Raw genomic sequence first — 21,774 nt, forward strand, 5'->3', positions numbered from 1 at the left:
GTAAATCAAAGGTAAATAGCGGGTAAAGAGACTTTGCCTGCGGCCAGGCTGTGCTTATCGTTCAGCCTCGTTATCCTCTCTTCTTTTTCGCCATGACGACGACCATGACCCCAAGCAAAGGAACGCCCTCGAAACTCCGCACCCTGCGCCCCTGGCTTTTCACCGCGATCATTTTCGCCGGTGTGGTGGGGCTGATCATGTGGCTGCATTCGACGTCCAGCGGGGCGCCGGCGGCCCAGGGTGGGCGCGGCGGGCGGCCGAGTCCGGGGCAGATGGCGGCGGGGCAGGGCACTGCGGTGACCGTCAGCGTCGCGCCCGCCCTCAAGGGCGACCTGCCGGTGCACTATCACGCGCTGGGTACCGTCACGGCCTACAACACGGTCAACGTCCGCGCGCGGGTCAGCGGCCAACTGGTCAAGGTGCCGTTCCAGGAAGGCCAGGAGGTGAAGGCCGGCGACGTCCTCGCGGTGATCGACCCGCGTCCGTTCCAGGCCGCGCTGGACCAGGCCCAGGGTACGCTGTTGCAGAACCAGGCGCAGTTGAAGAACGCGCAGATCGACCTCGCGCGCTACAAGGGCCTGTACGCCGAGGATTCCATCGCCAAGCAGACCCTGGACACCCAGGAAGCCCTGGTGCGCCAGTACGAAGGCACCCTGAAGACCAACCAGGGCCAGGTCAGCGATGCCAAGCTCAACCTCGAATTCACCCAGGTGCGCGCGCCCATCTCCGGCCGCGTCGGCCTGCGCCAGGTGGACGTGGGCAACCTGGTCACCTCCGGCGACACCACGCCGCTGGTGGTGATCACCCAGGTCAAGCCGATCTCCGTGGTCTTCAGCCTGCCGCAGCAGCAACTCGGCACCATCGCCCGCGAACTCTACGGCGACAAGCCGGTGCCGGTGCAGGCGCTGGACCGCAACCAGAACCAGACCCTGGCCAGCGGCGTGCTGAAGACCCTGGACAACCAGATCGACACCACCACCGGCACGGTCAAGCTCAAGGCCGGCTTCGATAACGACGACCACAAGCTGTTCCCCAACCAGTTCGTCAACGTGCGCCTGCTCGCCGAGACCCTGCAGGGCGTGCTGACCATCCCGGCCAACGCCGTGCAGCGTGGCAACGACGGCACCTACGTCTATAAGGTGGGCGAGGAAGACAAGGCCAAGCGCCAACTCGTCACCCTGGGCACCAGCGAGGGCGAGCGGGTGGTGGTCAGCGAGGGCCTGAAGGAAGGCGACCGCGTGGTCGTCGAGGGCACCGACCGCCTGCGCGACGGCATGCGCATGAACATCGTCGCCTCCGACGAGAAGGCCCGCGCCGCCGCCAGCGAGGAAGGCGACAAGTCCACCGCCAAGCCGTTCGGCTCGGGCAATGCCGTCCAGAGCGACCCGGCCCAGGACAGCGGTAAGAGCGAATGAACCCGTCACGTCTGTTCATCCTGCGGCCGGTCGCCACCACGCTGTTGATGGTGGCAATCCTGCTGTCGGGGATCATCGCCTACCGCTTCCTGCCGATCTCGGCGCTGCCGGAGGTGGACTACCCGACCATCCAGGTGGTGACCCTGTACCCCGGCGCCAGCCCGGACATCATGACCTCCTCGGTGACCGCGCCGCTGGAGAACCAGCTGGGGCAGATTCCCGGCCTCAACGAGATGTCCTCCACCAGTTCCGGCGGCGCTTCGGTGATCACCCTGCAGTTCAGCCTGGAGGTGAACCTCGATGTCGCCGAGCAGGAAGTCCAGGCGGCGATCAACACCGCGCAGAGCCTGCTGCCCAAGGACCTGCCGAACCAGCCGGTGTACAGCAAGGTGAACCCGGCGGACGCGCCGATCCTCACCCTGGCAGTAATGTCGCCGGACATGCCGCTGCCGCAGATCCAGGACCTGGTGGACACGCGCCTCGCGCAGAAGATTTCGCAGATTTCCGGCGTCGGCCTGGTCAGCATCAGCGGCGGCCAGCGTCCGGCGGTGCGCATCCGCGCCAACCCGGCGGCGCTCGCCGCGGCGGGGCTGAGCCTGGAAGACCTGCAGACCACCGTCACCAACAACAACCTCAACGGCCCCAAGGGCAGCTTCGACGGCCCGACCCGCTCCTCGACCCTGGACGCCAACGACCAGCTCAAGTCCGCCGATGCCTACCGCGACCTGATCATCGCCTACAAGAACGGCTCGCCGCTGCGCGTGCGTGATGTGGCGAGCGTGGAGGACGACGCCGAAAACGTGCGCCTGGCGGCCTGGGCCAATGCCTCGCCGGCGGTGGTGCTGAACATCCAGCGCCAGCCGGGGGCCAACGTCATCGAAGTGGTGGACAGCATCAAGAAGATGCTCCCGCAGTTGCAGGCGACCCTGCCGGGCAGCCTGGAAGTGACGGTGCTCACCGACCGCACCACGACCATTCGCGCCTCGGTGGCGGACGTGCAGTTCGAGCTGTTCCTCGCCGTCTGCCTGGTGGTGATGGTCACCTTCCTGTTCCTGCGCAATATCTCCGCGACGCTGATCCCCAGCTTCGCCGTGCCGCTGTCGCTGATCGGCACCTTCGGCGTGATGTACCTCGCCGGCTTCTCGATCAACAACCTGACGCTGATGGCGCTGACCATCGCCACCGGCTTCGTGGTGGACGACGCCATCGTCATGGTGGAGAACATCGCGCGCTACCTGGAGCAGGGCGACCCGCCGCTGGAGGCCGCGCTCAAGGGCTCGAAACAGATCGGCTTCACCATCATCTCGCTGACCTTCTCGCTGATCGCTGTGCTGATCCCGCTGCTGTTCATGGGTGACGTGGCGGGCCGGCTGTTCCGCGAGTTCGCCATCACCCTGGCGGTGGCCATTCTCATCTCCGGCTTCGTTTCCCTGACCCTGACGCCGATGCTCAGCGCCAAGCTGCTGCGCCATGTCGAGCCGGAGAAGGAAGGGCGCTTCGCCCGTGCCGCCGGGCGCTTCATCGAGCGGATGATCGAGCGCTACGCCGCCGCCTTGCGGGTGGTCCTGCGCCATCAGGGGCTGACCCTGCTGGTGGCCATCGGCACCCTGGCGTTCACCGCGCTGCTCTATGTGGTCATGCCCAAGGGCTTCTTCCCGGTGCAGGACACCGGGGTGATCCAGGGCATCGCCGAGGCGCCGCAGTCGATCTCCTTCCAGGCGATGGCGGGCCGCCAGCAGGACCTGGCCAAGGTCGTGCTGCAGGATCCTGCGGTGGAGAGCCTGTCGTCCTTCATCGGTGTCGACGGCACCAACGCCACGCTCAACACCGGGCGTCTGCTGATCAACCTCAAGCCCCACGCCGAGCGTGACGTGACCGCCAGCGAGGTGATCCAGCGCCTGCAGCCGGAGCTGGACAAGGTCCCCGGCATCCGCCTGTACCTGCAGCCGGTGCAGGATCTGACCATCGAAGACCGCATCGCCCGCACCCAGTACCAGTTCACCCTGCAGGACGCCGACCCCGAGGTGCTGTCCGAATGGGTGCCGAAACTGGTGGACCGTCTGGAGCAACTGCCGGAACTGGCCGACGTCGCCAGCGACTGGCAGGACAAGGGCCTGCAGGCCTACATCGATATCGACCGCGACACCGCTTCGCGCCTGGGCGTGAGCCTGTCGAGCATCGACAGCGTGCTGTACAACGCCTTCGGCCAGCGGCTGATCTCCACCATCTTCACCCAGGCCACCCAGTACCGCGTGGTGCTGGAAGTGGCGCCGGAGTTCCAGATCGGCCCGCAGTCGCTGGAAAACCTCTACGTGCCGTCCAGCGACGGCACCCAGGTGCGCCTGTCGAGCCTGGCCAGGGTCGAGGAGCGCCATACCCTGCTGGCGGTCAACCACATCGCCCAGTTCCCGGCGGCGACCATCTCCTTCAACCTGGCCAAGGGCGTCGCCCTGGGCGAGGCGGTGCAGGCGATCCGCGACGTCGAGGTGCAGATGGAGATGCCGGTCAGCCTGCAGGGCAGCTTCCGCGGCGCGGCGCAGGCGTTCGAGGCGTCGCTGTCGAATACCCTGCTGCTGGTGCTGGCCTCCATCGTCACCATGTACATCGTGCTCGGCATCCTCTACGAGAGCTTCATCCACCCGGTGACCATCCTCTCCACGCTGCCCTCGGCGGGCGTGGGCGCGCTGCTGGCGCTGATGCTGGCGGGGCAGGACATCGGCATCGTGGCGATCATCGGCATCATCCTGTTGATCGGCATCGTGAAGAAGAACGCGATCATGATGATCGACTTCGCCCTCGACGCCGAACGCAACGAAGGCAAGCCGCCGCACGAGGCCATTTACCAGGCGTGCCTGCTGCGCTTCCGGCCGATCCTGATGACCACCATGGCCGCTCTGCTCGGCGCGCTGCCGCTGATGCTCGCCGGCGGCGCCGGCGCCGAACTGCGTCGGCCGCTGGGTGTGACGATGGTCGGCGGCCTGCTGCTCAGCCAGTTGCTGACCCTGTTCACCACGCCGGTGATCTACCTGTACTTCGACCGCCTCGCCGCGCGCTGGGCCGCCTGGCGCGGCCGCCACGGGCTTGACGTGAACAGCATCGATCCGGCGGAAAGATCCTGATGAACCTGTCGCGCCCGTTCATCCTGCGTCCGGTCGCCACCAGCCTGCTGACCCTGGCGCTGATGCTCGCCGGCATCCTCTCGTTCGGCCTGTTGCCGGTGGCGCCGCTGCCCAACGTGGACTTCCCCACCATCATGGTGCAGGCCGCGCTGCCCGGGGCCAGCCCGGAGACGATGGCGTCCACCGTGGCGACCCCGCTGGAGCGCTCGCTCGGGCGCATCGCCGGGGTCACCGACATGACCTCCAGCAGTTCCCTGGGCAACACCACCATCATCGTGCAGTTCGACCTGTCCAAGGACATCGACGGCGCGGCGCGGGAGGTGCAGTCGGCGATCAACGCGGCGATGAGCCTGCTGCCGTCGGGTATGCCGAACAACCCGACGTACCGCAAGGCGAACCCGTCGGACAGCCCGATCATGATCCTCACCCTGACCTCGGACACCTACTCCCGCGGGCAGATGTACGACCTGGCCTCGACCATCGTCTCGCCCAAGCTCGCGCAGGTGAAGGGCGTGGGGCAGGTGAGCATCGGCGGCTCCTCGCTGCCGGCGGTGCGGGTGGACGTGAACCCGGACCAGCTCAGCCAGTACGGCATTTCCCTGGACAACGTGCGCACCGCCATCGACAACACCAATGCCGATGGACCCAAAGGCTCGCTGGAATTCGGTGAGCGGCACTGGCAGGTGGACTCCAACGACCAGTTGCGCAAGGCCAGCGAATACGCGCCGCTGATCGTCCACTACAACGCCGAGACCGGCGCGGCGGTGCGCCTGAAGGATGTGGCGAAGGTTTCCGACTCGGTGGAGGACGTGCGCAACGCCGGCTTCTCCGACAACCTGCCGGCGGTGCTGCTGATCATCACCCGCCAGCCGGGCGCCAACATCATCGAAGCCACCGACGCCATCCACGAGCAGTTGCCGATCATCCAGGACGTGCTCGGCCCGCAGGTGAAACTGTCGGTGATGGACGACCGCAGCCCGTCGATCCGCGCCTCGCTGGAGGAGGCCGAGCTGACCCTGATCGTCTCCGTGGTGCTGGTGATCCTGGTGGTCTACCTGTTCCTGCGCAACGGCCGCGCCACGCTGATCCCCAGCCTCGCGGTGCCGGTGTCGCTGGTGGGCACCTTCGCGGTCATGTACCTGTGCGGCTTCTCGCTGAACAACCTGTCGCTGATGGCGCTGATCATCGCCACCGGCTTCGTGGTGGACGACGCCATCGTGGTGGTGGAGAACATCGCCCGGCGCATCGAGGAGGGCGATCCGCCGCTCAAGGCAGCCATTCGCGGTGCGCGCGAGGTGAGCTTCACCGTGCTGTCGATGACCCTGTCGCTGGTGGCGGTGTTCATTCCGCTGCTGCTGATGGGCGGTATCACCGGGCGGCTGTTCCGCGAGTTTTCGGTGACCCTGGCAGCGGCCATCCTGGTGTCGCTGGTGGTGTCCCTGACCCTGACGCCGATGCTCTGCGCGCGACTGCTCAAGCCCATCGAGCGCCCGCAGAAGGCCTCGGTGGCACGCCAGAGCAACCGCTATTTCGTCGCCTTCATGCTGCGCTACCGCGCCAGCCTGAGCTGGGCGCTGGAGCACTCGCGGCTGATGATTGTGATCATGCTGGGCTGCATCGCGCTGAACCTCTACCTGTTCGCGGTGGTGCCCAAGGGCTTCCTGCCGCAGCAGGACTCCGGGCGGCTGCGCGGCTTCGCGGTGGCCGACCAGAGCATCTCGTTCCAGGCGCTGGACCAGAAGATGGCCGAGTTCCGCACGATCCTTTCCAAGGATCCGGGCGTGGAAAACGTGGTGGGCTTCGTCGGTGGCGGCAGGTGGCAGTCGAGCAATACGGGTTCCTTCTTCGTCACCCTCAAGGACATCGGCGAACGCGATTCGGCAGACGTGATCGTCAACCGCCTGCGCAAGCAGCTGGCGCAGATTCCCGGCGCCACCCTCTACCTGCAGGCCGGGCAGGACGTGCGCATCGGCGGTCGGCAGAGCAACGCCCAGTACGAGTTCACCCTGCGCAGCGACGACCTGACCCTGCTGCGCGACTGGGCGCCCAAGGTCGAGGCGGTGCTGAACAAGATCCCGCAACTGGTGGACGTCAACAGCGACGCCCAGGACAAGGGCGTGCAGAGCCGCCTGGTGATCGACCGCGACCGCGCCGCCAGCCTGGGGGTGAACGTCGCCGACGTGGATGCGGTGCTGAACAACTCCTACGGCCAGCGCCAGGTGTCGACCATCTTCAATCCGCTGAACCAGTACCACGTGGTGATGGAGGTGGACCAGCCCTACCAGGAGTCGCCGGAAGAGCTGCGCCAGGTCTACGTGATCGGCAACGACGGCCAGCGCGTGCCGCTGTCGGCCTTCACCCACGTGGAGCCGAGCCGCGCGCCGCTGACGGTCAACCACCAGGGACAGTTCGCCGCGACCACCTTCTCCTTCAACCTGGCCCCCGGCGCGCTGATCGGCCCGGCCCGCGATGCGGTGATGGCGGGGCTGGAGCCGCTGCACCTGCCGATGGAAATCCAGGCCACCTTCGAAGGCAGCGCCGGCGCGGTGCAGGACACCCAGAACGACATGCCCTGGCTGATCCTGCTGGCGCTGGTGTCGGTGTACATCGTGCTCGGCATCCTCTACGAGAGCTACGTGCACCCGCTGACCATCCTCTCGACGCTGCCGTCCGCCGGCGTGGGGGCGTTGATGACGCTGATGCTGTTCCGCACCGAACTGTCGCTGATCGCGCTGATCGGGGTGATCCTGCTGATCGGCATCGTGAAGAAGAACGCGATCATGATGATCGACTTCGCCCTCGACGCCGAACGCACCCTCGGCCTGTCGCCGCGCGAGGCGATCCTGGAGGCCTGCATGAAGCGCTTCCGGCCGATCATGATGACCACCCTGGCCGCCATCCTCGGCGCGCTGCCGCTGATCTTCGGCGTTGGCGGCGACGCCGCGCTGCGCCGCCCGCTGGGCATGACCATCGTCGGCGGCCTGATCGGCAGCCAGTTGCTGACCCTGTACACCACCCCTGTCGTCTACCTCTACCTCGACCGCCTGCGCCACTGGGTCAACCAGAAGCGCGGCGTGCGTACCGACGGCGCCCTGGAGACACCCGTATGATCCGCTCGCGTTCCTTCTTCCCCCTGGCGCTGGCCGTGGCCCTGGCCGGTTGCGCCATCGGTCCGGACTACCAGCGTCCCGAGCTGACGGTGCCCGCCAGCTTCAAGGAAGGCGAGGGCTGGCAACTGGCGAAACCCCAGGATGGCTTCAACCACGGCGCCTGGTGGGAACTGTACGGCGACGCCACGCTGAACGACCTGCAGACGCGCCTGGTCGCCGCCAACCAGACCCTGGCGCAGTCGGTCGCGTCCTACCGCCAGGCCCGGGCACTGGCCAAGGGCGCGCGCTCGTCGTTCTTCCCCACCATCAGCGCCGACGTCGGCAAGACCCGTTCCGGGCAAGGCACTGGCAGCGGCGGCAGCGTGCGTCTGCCGGACGGTTCCACGGTCAGCAGTGGCGGCGGCAGCAGTTCGATCAGTAACAGCTACTCGGCAAGCCTCGGCGTGAGCTGGGAGCTGGACCTGTGGGGCAAGCTGCGCCGCCAGCTGGAAGCCGATACCGCGAGCATGGATGCCAGCGCCGCGGACCTTGCCGCCTCGCGCCTGTCGCTGCAGTCGGAGCTGACCCAGGATTACCTGCAACTGCGTGTGATGGACCGGCAGATCAAGCTGCTCAACGACACCGTGGCGGCCTACCAGCGCTCGCTGAAACTCACCGAAAACCAGTACAACGCCGGCATCGTCACCAAGGCCGACGTGGCCCAGGCGCGCACCCAGCTGAAGAGCACCGAAGCCCAGGCCATCGACCTGAAGTACCAGCGCGCCCAGCTGGAGCACGCCATCGCCGTGCTGGTCGGCGTGCCGCCGGCGCAGTTCTCCCTGGCCGCCGTGGACGCCGTTCCCGCGCTGCCGCAGGTGCCGGCGCTGCTGCCGTCGGAGCTGTTGCAGCGTCGCCCGGACGTGGCGTCGGCCGAGCGCCAGGTGATCGCCGCCAACGCGCAGATTGGCGTGGCCAAGGCCGCCTGGTTCCCCGACCTGACTCTCACCGCCGCCGGCGGCTACCGCAGTGGCAGCTTCCAGAACTGGATCGAGACGCCGAACCGCTACTGGTCCATCGGCCCGCAGTTCGCCATGACTCTGTTCGACGCCGGGCTGATCGCTTCGCAGGTGGAACAGGCCGAGGCCAGCTACGACCAGACCGTGGCCAGCTACCGGCAGACTGTGCTGGACAGCTTCCGCGAGGTCGAGGACTACATGGTCCAGCTCAAGGTGCTGGAAGAGGAGAGTGGCGTGCAGCAGGAGGCGCTGGACGCCGCCCGCGAAGCGCTGCGCCTGACCTTCAACCAGTACAAGGCCGGCACCATCGACTACAGCAACGTGGTCACCACCCAGACCAGCGCGCTGTCCAACGAGCGCACGCTGCTGACCCTGCAGGGCAGCCGGCTGACCGCCAGCGTGCAGTTGATCGCCGCGCTGGGCGGCGGCTGGGATGCGGCGAAGATCGCCGAGGAAGGCGAGGCGGTACGGGACTGACGCCGGTCAGTCCCCGGGCAGCGCACTCGGCGGGATGCGCAAGCGGCCCTCGCCGTCGATGGATCGCATGCCTCGGGGGCGGGTGACGCTCACCCGGCGCCATGTTTTCGAGGCCTCGCAGGCGGTATGGCCGATGGCCGGTAGCGGGCCGTCGTTCAGCGCTCGAAGCCGTAGGCGCGTTCGACCCTGCAGACCCGCACCTGGAAGCCGCTGTACCAGTCCTGCCGTCCGCGCCGCTGGGCGATGCGGTGCTCGCCTTCCTCCCGCCAGTGGCGGATGGCGGCTTCGTCGCGCCAGTAGGAGACAGTGATGCCGAGTCCGTCGGCACCCCGTGCCGACTCGACGCCGAGAAAGCCGTCCTGCCGGGCAGCCAGCTCCAGCATGCGCGCGGCGGCGTCGGCGTAGCCTTGCTCCTGCTCGCTGCGCAGGGAGGTGAAGATCACCGCGTAGTAGGGCGGCTGGGGTGTGCGGGCGATCATGCGGGGCTCCCTGCGGTGGCGGCCGCGTGCCTGAAGGCGGCGCTGAGAAAGGCCTGGGCCAGCGGTACGCCGACCCCGGCGAGTGCCTTGCGCTCGGGTTGGAACAGGGTGGCGAGGAAGAACGGATGGTCCGTGGCCTCCAGCGCGCGGATGCTGCCGTCCTCGCCGTGGGCGCAGGCATGCAGAGCGCCGCCGAACAGCGCGTCCTGGAACTCGGGGTTCACCCCGTAGCTGCAGCGATAGCCTTCGCGGATGCTCGGCAGGCCGTAGATCGCCGCCAGGCGCGAACCGGGACGCAGCGCGATGGTTTCGCTGACGTCCAGCAGCGAGCAGGGCAGGGCATGGATCACCGTGCGTTCGGCCTCCGGGTCGGTCTCGCCGTGGGCGGCTTCCCGCCAGCCGAGCACCTGGCGGGCGCGTTCCAGCAGTGCGTGCTGGAAGCCGCCGCAGGTGCCGAGGAACGGCACGTCGTGGGTGCGCGCGTAGGTGATGGCGCGTAGCGCCCCCTCGGTCTCGCGGTAGGGGCTGCCGGGAATGCACCAGAAGCCGGCGTAGGTGTGCAGCGGCAGGCCGGCCGCCAGGCGCGGCGTATCCAGCCAGTCGACACGCAAGGTGCCGCTGTGGGGCAGCAGCGACTGCTGCAGTGCCAGGGGAATCGCCCAGTGCGCGATGACGCGGCTGTCACGGTCGCCGATCAAGCCGATACGCAGAACCTTCCGTCGCCGTCCCATGTGTGCTCCCCTTTGCGCCGAGGCCCATTGGCGGGCCGGTGGGAGCAATCTATAGTTGCGCTGGTGCAACCAAAATTGGCGGTTGTGCAATATCGGAGTGCGTCCATGCAATATCGTCTCGAGTACGCCGATCTCGCCCTGGTGCTGGCGCTGGTGCGCGGCGGCAGCCTGGCCCGCGCGGCGGAGTTGCTGGATGTGGATGTCTCCACGGTGTTCCGCGCCGTGCGCCGGTTGGAAAAGGCCCTGGGCAGCGCGCTGTTCGAGAAGGGTCGCCACGGCTACCTGCCGACCGCCACCGCCCAGCAGGTCGCCAGTCAGGCGGAGCTGGCCGAGCAGGCACTGGAGGCCGCGCGACTGAGCCTGGAGCAGGGGCACGACGTGCTCAGCGGTACCGTGCGCCTGACCTGTTCCGACACCGTGTTGCAGGGCCTGCTGTTGCCGGCGCTGGCGCGCTTCATGAAGCGTTACCCGGCGCTCAACCTGGAACTGACCACCTCCAACGCCTTCGCCAACCTGAGCCGGCGCGACGCCGACATCGCCCTGCGCCTGACCAGCTCGCCGCCGGAGCATCTCGTCGGACGCAACCTGGGCGACGTGCATTACGTCCTCTGCGCCCACCGCGACTACCTTGCCGAGCAGGGCAAGCGCCCCTGGCAGGACATGAGCTGGATCGCCCCGGACGACTTCCTGCCCGAGCACTCCAGCGTCGCCTGGCGCCGCCAGGCGTTCCCGGCGGTGGTCCCGGCCTACCGCTGCAACAGCATGCTCTCGGTGCTTGACTTGTGCCGCGCAGGGTTGGGGCTGGCGGCGTTGCCGGCCTTCCTGCTGCGGCCCGGCGATGGTCTGCGGGTGCTGGACGGCGAGCTGCCGGGGTGCAGCACCCACCTGTGGCTGCTGACCCGCCCGGACTGCCGCGCGCTGCGTGCGGTGGTGACGCTGTTCGAGGAGTTGGCCGGCAACCTGTCCATGAACTCGCGGGCAGGGGACGCTCACCCGGGCTAGCGTCCGGGTGCGTTGACGCTGGAACGAAAGGCCCCGCGCGAAGCGGGGCCTTTTGGCGATTACCAGTGGCGATAGCGCCCTGGCGGGCCGTAATAGGCCGGCCCGTAGTAGCGGGGCGCGTAATAGCGCGGGCCGTAGTAACGCGGCGCCGGCACCACCACCACGGGCCGATAGAGCGGAACCGGCCGGTAGTACACCGGCGGCGCTGGCGGGTAGTAGGCCACGGGCGGCGGGGCATAATACGGCGCGGGAGGTGGGGCGTAGTACGGCGCTGGCGCGGAGCCGGCGACGATCGCTCCACCGACCACGGCGCCGACCACCGCGCCGATGGCGGCGGCATCGCTGTTGCTGTTGGCCGCTGCCTGTCCGGCGAGGGCCAGGCAACCGCAGAGTACGGCGAACCGGGAAAGACAGCGAAGCATGATGTACCTCCTGGGACTCCGGCAGGGAGCCCGTTATCCATGAGACATCTGCCCGCGGGGAAGCGTAAGTCCGCCCAGTGTAAAAGTTGTGTAAAACGCAGCGTGCGGCTCTGCGCCGGGCTTTCAGTGCAGCAGGTTGCAATACTTCAATGCCCCCGTTAGGGGCTTCATGCTGGTAAGGTGGCGCTTTTCACGCTTTTCACACATCTCATCAGGGAGACGTTCCATGCCCTTGAACCGAGTGACCCTGCTGTCGCTTTTCGCCGTGGCCGCACTGGCCGGTTGCAGCTCCAAGGATTCCTCGTCCGACACCAGCACCCAGGCGTCGGGGACGCCGCCGGCCATGACCGGCACCTGTGACGCCAAGGCCGTGCAATCGCTGATCGGCAAGACCATCGACGCTAACCTGACCGAACAGGCCCGGCGCGATGCCGGCGCCAGCGTGGCGCGCGTGCTGCACCCGCACCAGCCGGTCACGATGGAGTACAACTCCCAGCGCCTGAACATCGATGTCGATGATCGCAAGGTGGTGCGGCAGGTCAACTGCGGCTGATTGCCAATGCCAGAACAGAGCCCCGCATTGCGGGGCTTTTCATTGACCGGGGGGCAATCTGCCCGGCCCGCGCCGTGGGGAGGCGGAACGGTCAGATCGCCGAGAATCGCTGCCCCAGCCCCGTCTCGCGGAAATGCTCGACGACGCACTCGACGAAGACGCGGGTCTTGGCCGGCAGGAGCTTCTGTGCCGCGTAGTAGATGGCGGTGTTGCCGGCGTCGACGTACCACTCCGGCAGTACCCGGACCAACCGGCCATCCTCCAGGTACGGCAGCGCGTGCTGCATGCTGACCAGGGTGATGCCCAGCCCCATGAGGGCGGCGACGCAGGCGGCTTCCGGGTCGCTCAGGGTCATGCGCTCCTTCAGCGCGATGGGCGCCTGGACGTACTGGCGGTTGACCAGCGGCCAGGGGCGCACCCGGCCGGTCTGCGGCGAGCGGATACGGAGGCCGTCATGGCTGGGCAGGTCGCTCGGGTAACGGATCGGCGGATGGGCAGCGAGATAGGCCGGGGAGGCCAGCAGTACCATGTGCGCCGGCGACAGCTTGCGCGCCACCACGCCGGGCGGCAGTTCGAAGCCGCCGCCGATGGCGGCGTCGAAGCCTTCGGCGATCAGGTCCACCTGGCGGTTGTCGAAGTGCCAGTCCGGGCGGATCGCCGGGTAGCGTCCGAGGAAATCCGGTAGCAGCGGCAGGATGTAGTCGCGGCCGAACATCAGTCCCATGCTCACTTTCAGTACGCCGCTGGGCTGGCCGTCGGCGCTGGCCAGGTTGGCGATGGCGCTCTGCAGGCTGGCCAGGCCGCCGCTGGCCTCATCGAGGAAGCGTTCGCCGGCCTCGGTCAGCGCCAGGCTGCGGGTGCTGCGCTGGAACAGCCGCACGCCCAGGTTGGTTTCCAGCCGGGCGACATTCTTGCTCACCGCCGCCGGCGTCAGGCCCATGCGCCGCGCGGCGGCGGCAAAGCTGCCGGCCTCGGCGCTGCGCACGAAGCATTCGATACTGATCAGGCTTTCCATGACGGGATTCCGGACATTCTGTATCGACTGAATATAGCGATTACCGGCTACTGCGTGCGTGTTCGGGAGAGGAGACTGGTCGTGTCGAATTTCTCCCACCTCAGTCACGGAGTCTCACATGAGCACGAATCAACCTCTCGCCGGCAAAGTCGCATTCATCCAGGGCGGCTCCCGCGGCATCGGTGCCGCCATCGCGCAACGCCTGGCCAATGAAGGCGCCGCCGTGGCCTTCACCTACGTCAGTTCGGCGCAGAAGGCGCAGGACCTTGCCGCCAGCATCGAAGCCGCCGGTGGCCGCGCCCTGGCGATCCAGGCCGACAGCGCCGACGCCGCCTCCGTGCAGGCGGCCATCGACAGCGCCGCCCGGCATTTCGGCCGTATCGACATCCTGGTGAACAACGCCGGCGTGCTGGCCATCGCACCGCTGGACGAGTTCAGCCTGGACGACTTCGACCGCACCCTGGCGGTGAACGTGCGCAGCGTCTTCGTCGCCACCCAGGCCGCCGCGCGGCACATGGGCGAGGGCGGCCGGATCATCACCATCGGCAGCACCAATGCCGAACGCATGCCCTTCAGCGGCGGTGGCGTCTATGCCATGAGCAAGTCGGCGATCGTCGGCCTGACCCGTGGCTTGGCCCGCGACCTCGGTCCGCGCGGCATCACCGTCAACAACGTGCAGCCCGGCCCGGTGGACACCGACATGAACCCGGACCAGGGCGAGTTCGCCGAGACCCTCAAGGGCCTGATGGCGGTCGGCCGCTACGGCCGCGCGGAGGAGATCGCCGCGTTCGTTGCCTACCTGGCGGGCCCGGAAGCCGGCTATGTCACGGGCGCCAGCCTGACCATCGATGGCGGCTTTGCGGCCTGATGGGTTGAGCAGGCGTTGAGCGCCGGCCCGGAGCGCAAGCCGCCGGGCCGGGCTCAGATGCGGTCGCGGCTCTGGATGTTCCAGTGCACCGCCGTGGCGGCGAGTTTCTCCGAGAGTATTTCCACCTGTTCGTACAGGCGCAGCGTCAGCCAGTAGAAGCCTTGCTTCTCGAAGGAGTCGGTGAGGTTGAGCGGGCGCGCGGGCAGGTTCTCCAGGCCCTGGCAGGCCTGCACCAGTTTGCTGGTGCGGCTGAATTTCAGGGCGTGAGCCGATTGCAGCAGCAGGCGGCCGATCAGTTGCCGGTGATGATCCAGGCTCGGCGGCACCGGTTCGATCTCGCCGGCCTGGGCGGCGAACTGGCGCGAGGCGATCAGCGATTCGAGGGTGCCCATCACCGCGCGGTGGATGCGCTGGATGATTTCCAGGTCGCGCATCGGCATCCCGGTCTCCCGCGCCACCGGTCCCAGGTGGGCGCGCGAGGCCACCAGGCGGTGGTCCAGTTCCTCCAGTTGGCGGGCGAAATGCTCCGGGGTGAAGTCGTGGTTGGACGACAACTGCCCATACAGGTGCGCGCAGGCCCGCAGGTTGTCCGAGAGCAGGTAGCGCCAGACGTAGACCGCCCGCAGCGGGTAGATCTGCGAGAACAGCAGGGACACGGCGACCCCGATCAGGACGTTGGCCGAGCGCCACAGCCCTTCGGTGAAGCCGGTTTCCCCCGGCCCCGCGACGATGCACAGGGTGATTCCCGCGAGCAGCGCGACGTAGCCGGGGCGGCGGATGGCGAAGAACGCCGAGGCGGCGCCCAGCACCGACATCAGCAGGTAGGCCAGGAGCTGGGAGCGGGTCTGGTCGTAGACGGCGATCACGCACAGGCCCAGCGCCGCGCCGACCAGGGTGCCGACCACCCGTTCGTAGGACTTGCCGCGAATGGTGCCCTGGTGCACCAGCCCGCCCATTACCACCAGCACCGTCACCGAGGCCCAGAGGCCGTGGGGCAGCTTCAGTGCGCTGGTCAGCAGCATCGAGGCCAGCAGCGCCAGGCCGACCCGGATGCAGTGGATCCAGGCGGCGTAGCGGTAGCGGGTGTAGGGGTTGGCCAGGCGACGGAAGGGCAGGCTGAGGCTTGAGGGTTGCTTCGCCAAGGGAAGCGGCTCCTGTGCGGGCGGTGGCGATGCAGCAAGGTTAGCCGGTCCCGGCGGTATCGGGGGATGGCTGGTCAATGCCCGCACTATTCGTGGCCGACGAAGCCGTAGTCGCGTTGGCCGAACCGCTAGTGCCGCAGCACGTCCTTGTTCAGGGTGGAACGGCGTGGCGCGGATGGCGACGAACAGAAGTCGTTGCCAGTGTTTTGCCACCAGGCTTTTCGCTAGAATCCGGACCTTTTGCGCGCCTCGTCGTGCGTGCCTAGAGAGTCCCCATGCTGACTGGCAGTTACGATCCTTCCCTGGTCCTGATATCGCTCTGCGTGGCGATCCTGGCGTCCTACACCGCCCTCGACCTCGCCGGCCGGATCGCCACCGCCAGGGGCTGGCCGACGCTGTTGTGGATCGGCGGCGGCGGGGTGGCGATGGGGATCGGCGTCTGGTCGATGCACTTCATCGGCATGCTCGCCTTCAGCCTGCCCATCGCGCTGGGCTATGACCTGACCCTCACGCTGCTGTCGCTGGCCATCGCCGTGCTCAGCTCGGGGTTCGCCCTGGCGCTGGTCAGCCAGGAGCGCCTGCCGCCGTGGCAACTGGTGCTCGGCGCCCTGGCGATGGGCGCCGGCATCAGTTGCATGCACTACCTGGGGATGTACGCGATGCTCATGCAGCCGGGCATCGACTACGACCCGCTGTTGTTCGGCCTGTCGCTGCTGATCGCTGTGCTCGCCTCGGGGGCGGCGCTGTACATCGCCTTCCGTCTGCGCCGCAACACACCCTACGTGCGCCTGGTGCGAGCCGGCGCCGCGCTGGTGATGGGGGTTGCGATCGTCGGCATGCACTACACCGGCATGGCCGCGGCGCGCTTCCCCGACGGCAGTTTCTGCGGCGCGGCGCCCAGCGGACTGGGCAATGACTGGATGGCGGTGCTGGTCATCGTCGTCACCCTCGCGGTGATCGGCATCGCCCTGCTGACCTCGGTGCTCGATGCGCGGCTGGAATCGCGTACCGCGCTGCTCAGCTCGTCGCTGGCGCAGGCCAACCAGGAGCTGACCCAACTGGCCCTGCACGACAACCTGACGCGTCTGCCCAACCGCGTGCTGCTGGAGGATCGCATCGAGCAGTTGGTCGGCAAGGTGCAGCGCGGCGGTGGGCATTTTGCGCTGATGTTCCTCGATCTGGATGGTTTCAAACCGGTCAACGATGCCTTCGGCCATCACGTCGGCGACCTGCTGCTCAAGGACGTCGCCCGCCGTCTGTGCGATAACCTGCGCAGCGAAGACACGGTGGCGCGCATCGGCGGCGATGAATTCGTCCTGCTGGTGGAACTGGTCGAACCGGAAGACGCGGTGAGCATCGCCAGCCAGCAGATCAACCTGCTGGCGCAGCCGTTCCAGGTGGCCGGCCAGGAGCTGCGCATCGCCGCCAGCATCGGCATTGCGCTCTATCCCGGCGATGGCGCCAGCCAGCAGGAACTGCTGCGCAATGCCGACGCCGCGATGTACCACGCCAAGGGCAATGGCAAGAACGGCTACAGCTTCTTCGAGCAGTCGATGAACACCAATGCCCGCAACCACCTGCAACTGCTCCACGACCTGCGCACGGCGCTGGCGCGGGGCGAGTTCGTCCTGCATTACCAGCCCAAGTTCGCCGCCAGCGGCGAACCCGTTGGCGCCGAAGCGCTGCTGCGCTGGCAGCATCCGCAGCGCGGCCTGCTGATGCCCGATACCTTCATCGCCCTGGCCGAGCGCACCGGGCTGATCATCCCCATCGGCGACTGGGTGCTGGACGAAGCCTGCCGGCAGATGAGCCTGTGGTATGCCCAGGGTTACCGCGACTGGCGCGTGGCGGTGAACCTCTCGGCGTTGCAGTTCTGCCACGCCGAGCTGGTGGATGCGGTGGCCGGCGCCCTGGGCCGCTATCAGTTGCCAGCCAACTGCCTAACCCTGGAAATCACCGAGACCACGGCGATGCGCGACGCCGATGCGAGCCTGGCAATCCTCGGCCGCCTGGCGGACATGGGCGTGGACCTGTCCATCGATGATTTCGGCACCGGCTATTCCAGCCTGCTGTACCTCAAGCGCCTGCCGGCCAACGAGCTGAAGATCGACGGCGGCTTCGTCCGCGACCTGGAGCACGACAGCGACGATGCGGCGATCGTCTCGGCCATCGTCGCGCTGGGCCAGGCGCTGGAGTTGCGGATCGTCGCCGAGGGGGTGGAAACGCCGCGCCAGCAGGACTTCCTCACCCGCCTGGGGTGCGATTCGCTGCAGGGCTTCCTGCTCGGCAAGCCGGCGCCCGCCGAACAGTTCCTCGACCACCTCAGCGCGCTGGCGTGACCTCGGCGAGCTGTGCGCACAGGCTGCGCAGTTGCTCGTACAGGCTGCGCCCCGCGCTGCCCAGTTCGGGGCGGGCGTAGAGCGCCAGTTCCAGCCCGTCGATCGGCGCGAAGCCCTGTATGGCATCGAGCCGCCGGTGTCCGGCGTGACGGCCGCGCAACGGCAACAGGCTGACGCCCATCCCGGCCGCCACCGCCGCCGACAGGCTGGCCAGGCTGCCGCTGCTGTAGCTGATGCGCCAGCGCCGCCCGCTGGCTTCCAGGGCGTGGATCATCTCCTGGCGGTACAGCGCGCCGAGCGGGAATACCACCAGCGGCAGGGGATCGCGGGCGGCGGCGGGGTTGTCGGCGCTGTCCAGCCAGGCCAGCGGCTCCGGCCAATGCGCCAGGCAGTCGCTGTCGGCGCCCCATTGCTTGACCAGCGCCAGGTCCAGCTCGCCGCTGCGGTACTGGCGCAGCAACTCCTGGCTGAGGCCGCTGGAGACTTCCAGGCGCAGGCGCGGACGCTCCGCGCTGAAGGCCGCCAGCAGCGGCATCATGCGCTCGCCGGCGAAGTCCTCGGGCATCCCCAGGCGCAACACGCCTTCGCTGTGCTCGCTGCTCAGCGCCTCGCGCGCCTCGCCGCCCAGCTGGAGGATGCGCCGGGCGTAGCCGAGCAGGCGCTCACCCTGTTCGGTGGGCAGCACCTGGCGCTGGCTGCGGTCCAGCAGGCGGCAGTCCAGGCTCTGTTCCAGCCGCAGGATCTGCTGGCTGACGGTGGATTGAGTCAGGTGCAGCAGTTCGGCGGCACGGGTGAAGTTGCCGGCATCCACCACCATCACGAAGCTGCGCAGCAGATTGGGATCTAGCATTCTTTTTCCCACTGAAAGTCATGATTCTATTTAATTTCAACATAGAACCTCCCTTCGTCATACTGTCGACATTCTTTTCGGGGCTGTTGCCGCTTCGTCGTGCCTGCCGGTGGCTGTATTCCGCACGGCGAGCATCCCAGCAGCCTCTGGGCACGACAGCCGACAAGGGGGAGCGCCAATGGACATGCCAACCACCATCCAGACCGAAGACGTGCACAGCCGCGCGGCAGCGGAGGCCCTGCTGGGCGCCGCCAGCGCGGGCCGCGAGGAAGACGTGGCCACGCTGCTCAAGCGTGGCGTGCCGGTCGACGTTAGCGACAGCCAGGGCAACACGCCGCTGCTCCTGGCCACCGCCCATGACCGCCTCGGCGTCGCTCGCCTGCTGGTCGCCGCCGGTGCCGACGTCAATCGGCAGAATCGTATCCACGACAGCGCCTACCTGCTGGCCGGCGCCTCGGGACGCCTGGAAATCCTCAGGCTGACCCTGGCCAACGGCGCCGACCTGCGCAGCACCAACCGCTATGGCGGCACCGCGCTGATCCCGGCCTGCGAGCGCGGCCATGTGGAGGTAGTGGAGACGCTGCTCAAGGCGGGCGTTGATCCGGACCACGTCAACAGGCTCGGCTGGACCGGACTGCTCGAAGCCATCCTGCTCAGCGACGGCGGCCCGCGCCACCAGGCCATCGTGCAACGACTGATCAACGCCGGGGCGAACCTGAATCTGGCCGACAACGACGGCATCACGCCGCTGCAATACGCCTACCAGCGCAACCAGACCGCCATCGCCAGGATGCTGGAAGCCGCCGGCGCGCACTGAGTCCATGCCGAATCCTTGAAGAGAACTGCCATGCAACACGACGACTTCATGCGCGAGGCCTGCAAACTGGCCAGCGACAATATCGAGGCCGGCGGCCGTCCCTTCGGCGCCGTGCTGGTCAAGCACGGGCAGGTGATCGCCCGCGCCGCCAACTCCATTCACCTGGACCACGACCCGACCGGCCACGCCGAGCTGCTGACCATCCGCCGCGCGTCCGCCGTGCTCGGCACGCCGCGCCTGGAAGGCTGCGTGATCTACGCCAGCGGCCACCCGTGCCCGATGTGCCTGGCGGCCATGCACCTGTGTGGCGTCGAGGCGGCGTACTTCGCCTATTCGAATGACGAAGGCGAGCCATTCGGCCTGTCCACCGCCGGGGTCTACCAGCAGATGACCCTGCCGCCGCAGCAGCAGGCGCTGCCGCTACGACCCCTGCGGCCGGTCGGGGAAGAGGGACTCTACGCGCGCTGGCAGGCGCGCCGCGCATGAGCCGCAGCATCGCCATGCCGGCGGACGATGCGGCCCGTACCGGCTGGATCGGTCTCCTGGTTATCGTCGCGCTGGGTATCAACTTGCGACCGATCCTCACCTCCATCGGCCCTTTGCTCACCGATATTCGCGACGCCACCGGCCTGGGCTTCCAGGGCGCCTCGATGCTCACGGTGCTGCCGGTACTGTGCATGGGCCTGTTCGCCCTGGCCTTGCCTTGGGTCGGCCCGCGCCTGGGCGAAAGCCGTGGCGTGGTCGCCGGCCTGCTGGCCATCGGCGCCGCCTGCTTCTGGCGCCTGCTGCTGGACAGCGGGTTCGCCCTGATCGCCAGCGCCGTGCTGGCCGGTACCGGCGTAGCGATCATCCAGGCGTTCGTGCCGGGAGTGATCAAGCGCTGGTTCCCGCACAAGGTGCCGTCGGCGATGGGGCTGTATTCGGCCTCGCTGATGGCCGGCGGCGGCAGCGCCGCGGTGCTGGCGCCGGTGGTGTCGGAGCATTTCCATCGCTGGCAGGACGGCCTCGGCGCCTGGTTGCTGCTGGCGGTGCTCGGGTTGCTGTTGTGGGCGGTCGCGCGCCCGCGCGAAACGCCGGTGGCCACGCCGCCGCGGCAGGCGGTGCAGCATTACTTCGGCAGCCGTCGCGCCTGGTTGCTGGCGTTGTATTTCGGGGTGATCAATGGCGGCTACACCAGCATGGTGGCCTGGTTGCCGGTGTATTACCGCCAGTTGGGCTGGAGCGCCCAGGCCAGCGGCGGGCTGATCGGCCTGATGACCATCTTCCAGGTGATCGCCGCACTGACCATCCCGGTGCTGAGCCGTGGTTCGCAGGATCGGCGCGGCTGGCTGAGCCTGTGCCTGCTGGTCCAGCTCGCCGGCTTCGCCGGGCTGATCGCATCGCCCCTGCATCTCTCCGGCCTCTGGGTGGCGCTGATCGGCTACGGCCTGGGCTCGTGCTTCGCCCTGAGCCTGACGCTGACCCTCGACCATCTGCCCGATCCGGGGGCGGCGGGGCGGCTGGCGGCCTTCGTGCAGGGCATCGGCTTCATCGTCACCGGGATCATTCCCTACGTGACCGGCGCGCTGCGCGACAGCACCGGCAGCTTCCAGGCCTCCTGGATACTGCTGGCGGTGTCGGTGGTGGCGATGCTGGGGGTAACGCTGCGCTTCTCGCCCAAGGGCTATGCGCGGGCGATGGGCCAGTAAGCGACCGGGTAATTTCCACGGCGCCCGCCGGGCGCCATTCGCGGACCTTGTCCGCGAAGGTCAGCCATTGCACCCATGCTGCAGGCTGAACACCTGTAGGAGCGAGGGGGCGCCTAGCCCTTGCTCGCGAACCGCCCAACACCGATGCGCTCGGGCAGTCCTGTCCGCGAGCAAGCCCGCTCCTACGAAAAGCAGGAGCTCGGAGCAGGGCAGCTCCTCGCTACACCGAGGTGGCCAGGTAGATCCGGTAGGTGATGATCGACAGCATGCTCAACACGCCGATCCACATCAGCAGGACGCCTGTGCCCCGTTCGCGGATGGTGTAGCCGATCCCCAGCATGAACATGCCGAAAACGATGATGGCGAGGGTGACGAGGATGGAGTCCATGAAATGTCCTTGTCGCAGTGTTCCGATAGATGAAGTTTAGGCCAGCGGCGCCTCAAATTCGCGTGATCCACGGCAGCCGGGCGGGCGGATGATAGCCGCTTGGTCGCGGTTGCCCAAGCCGCTGTCGCTCATGCCTGATCTTCCGGTCGACGGATCAGCCGGTGGGCCTTGAGTGTCAGGTACAGGCCACAGGAACGCTGTTCGAGATACCCCAGGTGGACGAGCAGGTCGCTCAGGCGAGGATGAATCGCCGTGCCGTGTTGCACGTCGGTGAGGAGTTTGCGCAGCTCGCTGTCCGAATAGCTGGGGAAGGGGGGATTCCTTCGTTCTGTGCTCATGGTGATCTTTTCCCTGTTGCGGTTTC

19 protein-coding genes are annotated in these 21,774 nt (G+C 67.8%); 11 read left to right on the forward strand and 8 right to left on the reverse strand.

Features of this window, described 5'->3' with window-relative positions; genetic code table 11:
* Positions 1–104: 104 nt before the first annotated feature.
* From H681_RS10075 to H681_RS10090, 4 genes are read left to right on the forward strand one after another with little or no spacing between them, the layout of a single operon-like run.
* Entirely contained in the window at positions 105–1,415 is a 1,311-nt protein-coding gene (locus H681_RS10075; protein ID WP_041711879.1) for an MdtA/MuxA family multidrug efflux RND transporter periplasmic adaptor subunit, read from the forward strand.
* Positions 1,412–4,534, forward strand: a complete 3,123-nt coding sequence (locus tag H681_RS10080; RefSeq protein ID WP_015476747.1) for an MdtB/MuxB family multidrug efflux RND transporter permease subunit — start codon at positions 1,412–1,414, stop codon at positions 4,532–4,534. Before H681_RS10075 ends, H681_RS10080 begins: the two co-directional genes overlap by 4 nt.
* On the forward strand, positions 4,534–7,644 hold the full coding sequence (locus H681_RS10085; RefSeq protein WP_015476748.1) for a multidrug efflux RND transporter permease subunit: 3,111 nt from the start codon (positions 4,534–4,536) through the stop codon (positions 7,642–7,644). Before H681_RS10080 ends, H681_RS10085 begins: the two co-directional genes overlap by 1 nt.
* Positions 7,641–9,116: an efflux transporter outer membrane subunit gene (locus tag H681_RS10090; RefSeq protein WP_015476749.1), complete on the forward strand. Its 1,476-nt coding sequence runs from the start codon at positions 7,641–7,643 to the stop codon at positions 9,114–9,116. The genes H681_RS10085 and H681_RS10090 overlap by 4 nt, the downstream gene beginning before the upstream one ends.
* A gap of 155 nt (positions 9,117–9,271) precedes the next feature.
* On the opposite strand, the gene H681_RS10095 is transcribed toward H681_RS10090, so the two are convergent.
* Both H681_RS10095 and H681_RS10100 read right to left on the reverse strand, forming a co-directional pair.
* Positions 9,272–9,595, reverse strand: coding sequence for an antibiotic biosynthesis monooxygenase family protein (locus tag H681_RS10095; RefSeq protein ID WP_015476750.1), 324 nt, complete (start codon positions 9,593–9,595; stop codon positions 9,272–9,274).
* On the reverse strand, positions 9,592–10,326 hold the full coding sequence (locus H681_RS10100) for a CTP synthase C-terminal region-related (seleno)protein (RefSeq protein ID WP_015476751.1): 735 nt from the start codon (positions 10,324–10,326) through the stop codon (positions 9,592–9,594). Before H681_RS10100 ends, H681_RS10095 begins: the two co-directional genes overlap by 4 nt.
* A gap of 84 nt (positions 10,327–10,410) precedes the next feature.
* Here H681_RS10100 and H681_RS10105 point away from each other — a divergent pair, with 84 nt between their 5' ends.
* Positions 10,411–11,328 carry a LysR family transcriptional regulator gene (locus H681_RS10105; RefSeq protein WP_041711883.1) on the forward strand — a complete coding sequence of 306 codons (918 nt, stop codon included), beginning with the start codon at positions 10,411–10,413 and terminating at the stop codon, positions 11,326–11,328.
* 59 nt (positions 11,329–11,387) lie between these two features.
* Here H681_RS10105 and H681_RS10110 read toward each other — a convergent pair whose 3' ends face one another.
* Positions 11,388–11,750 (reverse strand): hypothetical protein, encoded by a 363-nt coding sequence (locus H681_RS10110; protein WP_015476753.1) that lies wholly within the window; start codon positions 11,748–11,750, stop codon positions 11,388–11,390.
* A 226-nt stretch (positions 11,751–11,976) separates the two neighbouring features.
* On the opposite strand from H681_RS10110, the gene H681_RS10115 reads away from it, so the two are divergent.
* Positions 11,977–12,303, forward strand: coding sequence for an I78 family peptidase inhibitor (locus H681_RS10115; RefSeq protein WP_015476754.1), 327 nt, complete (start codon positions 11,977–11,979; stop codon positions 12,301–12,303).
* Between the two features lie 91 nt (positions 12,304–12,394).
* On the opposite strand, the gene H681_RS10120 is transcribed toward H681_RS10115, so the two are convergent.
* The gene (locus tag H681_RS10120; RefSeq protein ID WP_015476755.1) at positions 12,395–13,318 is read right to left on the reverse strand and encodes a LysR family transcriptional regulator; all 924 of its coding nucleotides are present in this window, start codon (positions 13,316–13,318) and stop codon (positions 12,395–12,397) included.
* Between the two features lie 118 nt (positions 13,319–13,436).
* On the opposite strand from H681_RS10120, the gene H681_RS10125 reads away from it, so the two are divergent.
* Positions 13,437–14,186, forward strand: coding sequence for a 3-oxoacyl-ACP reductase family protein (locus H681_RS10125; RefSeq protein WP_015476756.1), 750 nt, complete (start codon positions 13,437–13,439; stop codon positions 14,184–14,186).
* Between the two features lie 53 nt (positions 14,187–14,239).
* Here the strand turns inward: H681_RS10125 and H681_RS10130 are convergent, their stop codons facing one another.
* Entirely contained in the window at positions 14,240–15,328 is a 1,089-nt protein-coding gene (locus H681_RS10130) for an FUSC family protein (RefSeq protein WP_015476757.1), read from the reverse strand.
* 275 nt (positions 15,329–15,603) lie between these two features.
* Here H681_RS10130 and H681_RS10135 point away from each other — a divergent pair, with 275 nt between their 5' ends.
* Entirely contained in the window at positions 15,604–17,667 is a 2,064-nt protein-coding gene (locus tag H681_RS10135; protein ID WP_015476758.1) for a putative bifunctional diguanylate cyclase/phosphodiesterase, read from the forward strand.
* Here the strand turns inward: H681_RS10135 and H681_RS10140 are convergent.
* Complete coding sequence (locus H681_RS10140; protein ID WP_015476759.1) at positions 17,651–18,517, reverse strand: LysR family transcriptional regulator; 867 nt, start codon at positions 18,515–18,517, stop codon at positions 17,651–17,653. The two genes, H681_RS10135 and H681_RS10140, sit on opposite strands and share 17 nt — an antisense overlap.
* A 178-nt stretch (positions 18,518–18,695) precedes the next feature.
* Here H681_RS10140 and H681_RS10145 point away from each other — a divergent pair, with 178 nt between their 5' ends.
* From H681_RS10145 to H681_RS10155, 3 genes are read left to right on the forward strand one after another with little or no spacing between them, the layout of a single operon-like run.
* Positions 18,696–19,334, forward strand: a complete 639-nt coding sequence (locus H681_RS10145; protein WP_015476760.1) for an ankyrin repeat domain-containing protein — start codon at positions 18,696–18,698, stop codon at positions 19,332–19,334.
* Positions 19,335–19,364: 30 nt separating this feature from the next.
* Complete coding sequence (locus H681_RS10150; RefSeq protein ID WP_015476761.1) at positions 19,365–19,820, forward strand: nucleoside deaminase; 456 nt, start codon at positions 19,365–19,367, stop codon at positions 19,818–19,820.
* Positions 19,817–21,022, forward strand: coding sequence for a CynX/NimT family MFS transporter (locus tag H681_RS10155; protein WP_015476762.1), 1,206 nt, complete (start codon positions 19,817–19,819; stop codon positions 21,020–21,022). Before H681_RS10150 ends, H681_RS10155 begins: the two co-directional genes overlap by 4 nt.
* 220 nt (positions 21,023–21,242) lie before the next feature.
* Here the strand turns inward: H681_RS10155 and H681_RS26695 are convergent, their stop codons facing one another.
* Positions 21,243–21,410, reverse strand: a complete 168-nt coding sequence (locus H681_RS26695) for a hypothetical protein (RefSeq protein WP_015476763.1) — start codon at positions 21,408–21,410, stop codon at positions 21,243–21,245.
* A gap of 128 nt (positions 21,411–21,538) precedes the next feature.
* Positions 21,539–21,748 (reverse strand): hypothetical protein, encoded by a 210-nt coding sequence (locus H681_RS10160; RefSeq protein WP_015476764.1) that lies wholly within the window; start codon positions 21,746–21,748, stop codon positions 21,539–21,541.
* Positions 21,749–21,774 lie beyond the last annotated feature (26 nt).

Origin of the sequence: Pseudomonas sp. ATCC 13867 (assembly GCF_000349845.1) — a bacterium.
Lineage (GTDB): Bacteria > Pseudomonadota > Gammaproteobacteria > Pseudomonadales > Pseudomonadaceae > Pseudomonas.

Bases quoted from the DNA above. Each gene is read 5' to 3' on its own strand.
- H681_RS10075 (WP_041711879.1), top strand. From the start codon at position 105: ATGACCCCAAGCAAAGGAACGCCCTCGAAACTCCGCACCCTGCGCCCC.
- H681_RS10080 (WP_015476747.1), top strand. From the start codon at position 1,412: ATGAACCCGTCACGTCTGTTCATCCTGCGGCCGGTCGCCACCACGCTG.
- H681_RS10085 (WP_015476748.1), top strand. From the start codon at position 4,534: ATGAACCTGTCGCGCCCGTTCATCCTGCGTCCGGTCGCCACCAGCCTG.
- H681_RS10090 (WP_015476749.1), top strand. From the start codon at position 7,641: ATGATCCGCTCGCGTTCCTTCTTCCCCCTGGCGCTGGCCGTGGCCCTG.
- H681_RS10095 (WP_015476750.1), bottom strand. From the start codon at position 9,595: ATGATCGCCCGCACACCCCAGCCGCCCTACTACGCGGTGATCTTCACC.
- H681_RS10100 (WP_015476751.1), bottom strand. From the start codon at position 10,326: ATGGGACGGCGACGGAAGGTTCTGCGTATCGGCTTGATCGGCGACCGT.
- H681_RS10110 (WP_015476753.1), bottom strand. From the start codon at position 11,750: ATGCTTCGCTGTCTTTCCCGGTTCGCCGTACTCTGCGGTTGCCTGGCC.
- H681_RS10115 (WP_015476754.1), top strand. From the start codon at position 11,977: ATGCCCTTGAACCGAGTGACCCTGCTGTCGCTTTTCGCCGTGGCCGCA.
- H681_RS10120 (WP_015476755.1), bottom strand. From the start codon at position 13,318: ATGGAAAGCCTGATCAGTATCGAATGCTTCGTGCGCAGCGCCGAGGCC.
- H681_RS10125 (WP_015476756.1), top strand. From the start codon at position 13,437: ATGAGCACGAATCAACCTCTCGCCGGCAAAGTCGCATTCATCCAGGGC.
- H681_RS10135 (WP_015476758.1), top strand. From the start codon at position 15,604: ATGCTGACTGGCAGTTACGATCCTTCCCTGGTCCTGATATCGCTCTGC.
- H681_RS10140 (WP_015476759.1), bottom strand. From the start codon at position 18,517: ATGCTAGATCCCAATCTGCTGCGCAGCTTCGTGATGGTGGTGGATGCC.
- H681_RS10145 (WP_015476760.1), top strand. From the start codon at position 18,696: ATGGACATGCCAACCACCATCCAGACCGAAGACGTGCACAGCCGCGCG.
- H681_RS10150 (WP_015476761.1), top strand. From the start codon at position 19,365: ATGCAACACGACGACTTCATGCGCGAGGCCTGCAAACTGGCCAGCGAC.
- H681_RS10155 (WP_015476762.1), top strand. From the start codon at position 19,817: ATGAGCCGCAGCATCGCCATGCCGGCGGACGATGCGGCCCGTACCGGC.
- H681_RS26695 (WP_015476763.1), bottom strand. From the start codon at position 21,410: ATGGACTCCATCCTCGTCACCCTCGCCATCATCGTTTTCGGCATGTTC.
- H681_RS10160 (WP_015476764.1), bottom strand. From the start codon at position 21,748: ATGAGCACAGAACGAAGGAATCCCCCCTTCCCCAGCTATTCGGACAGC.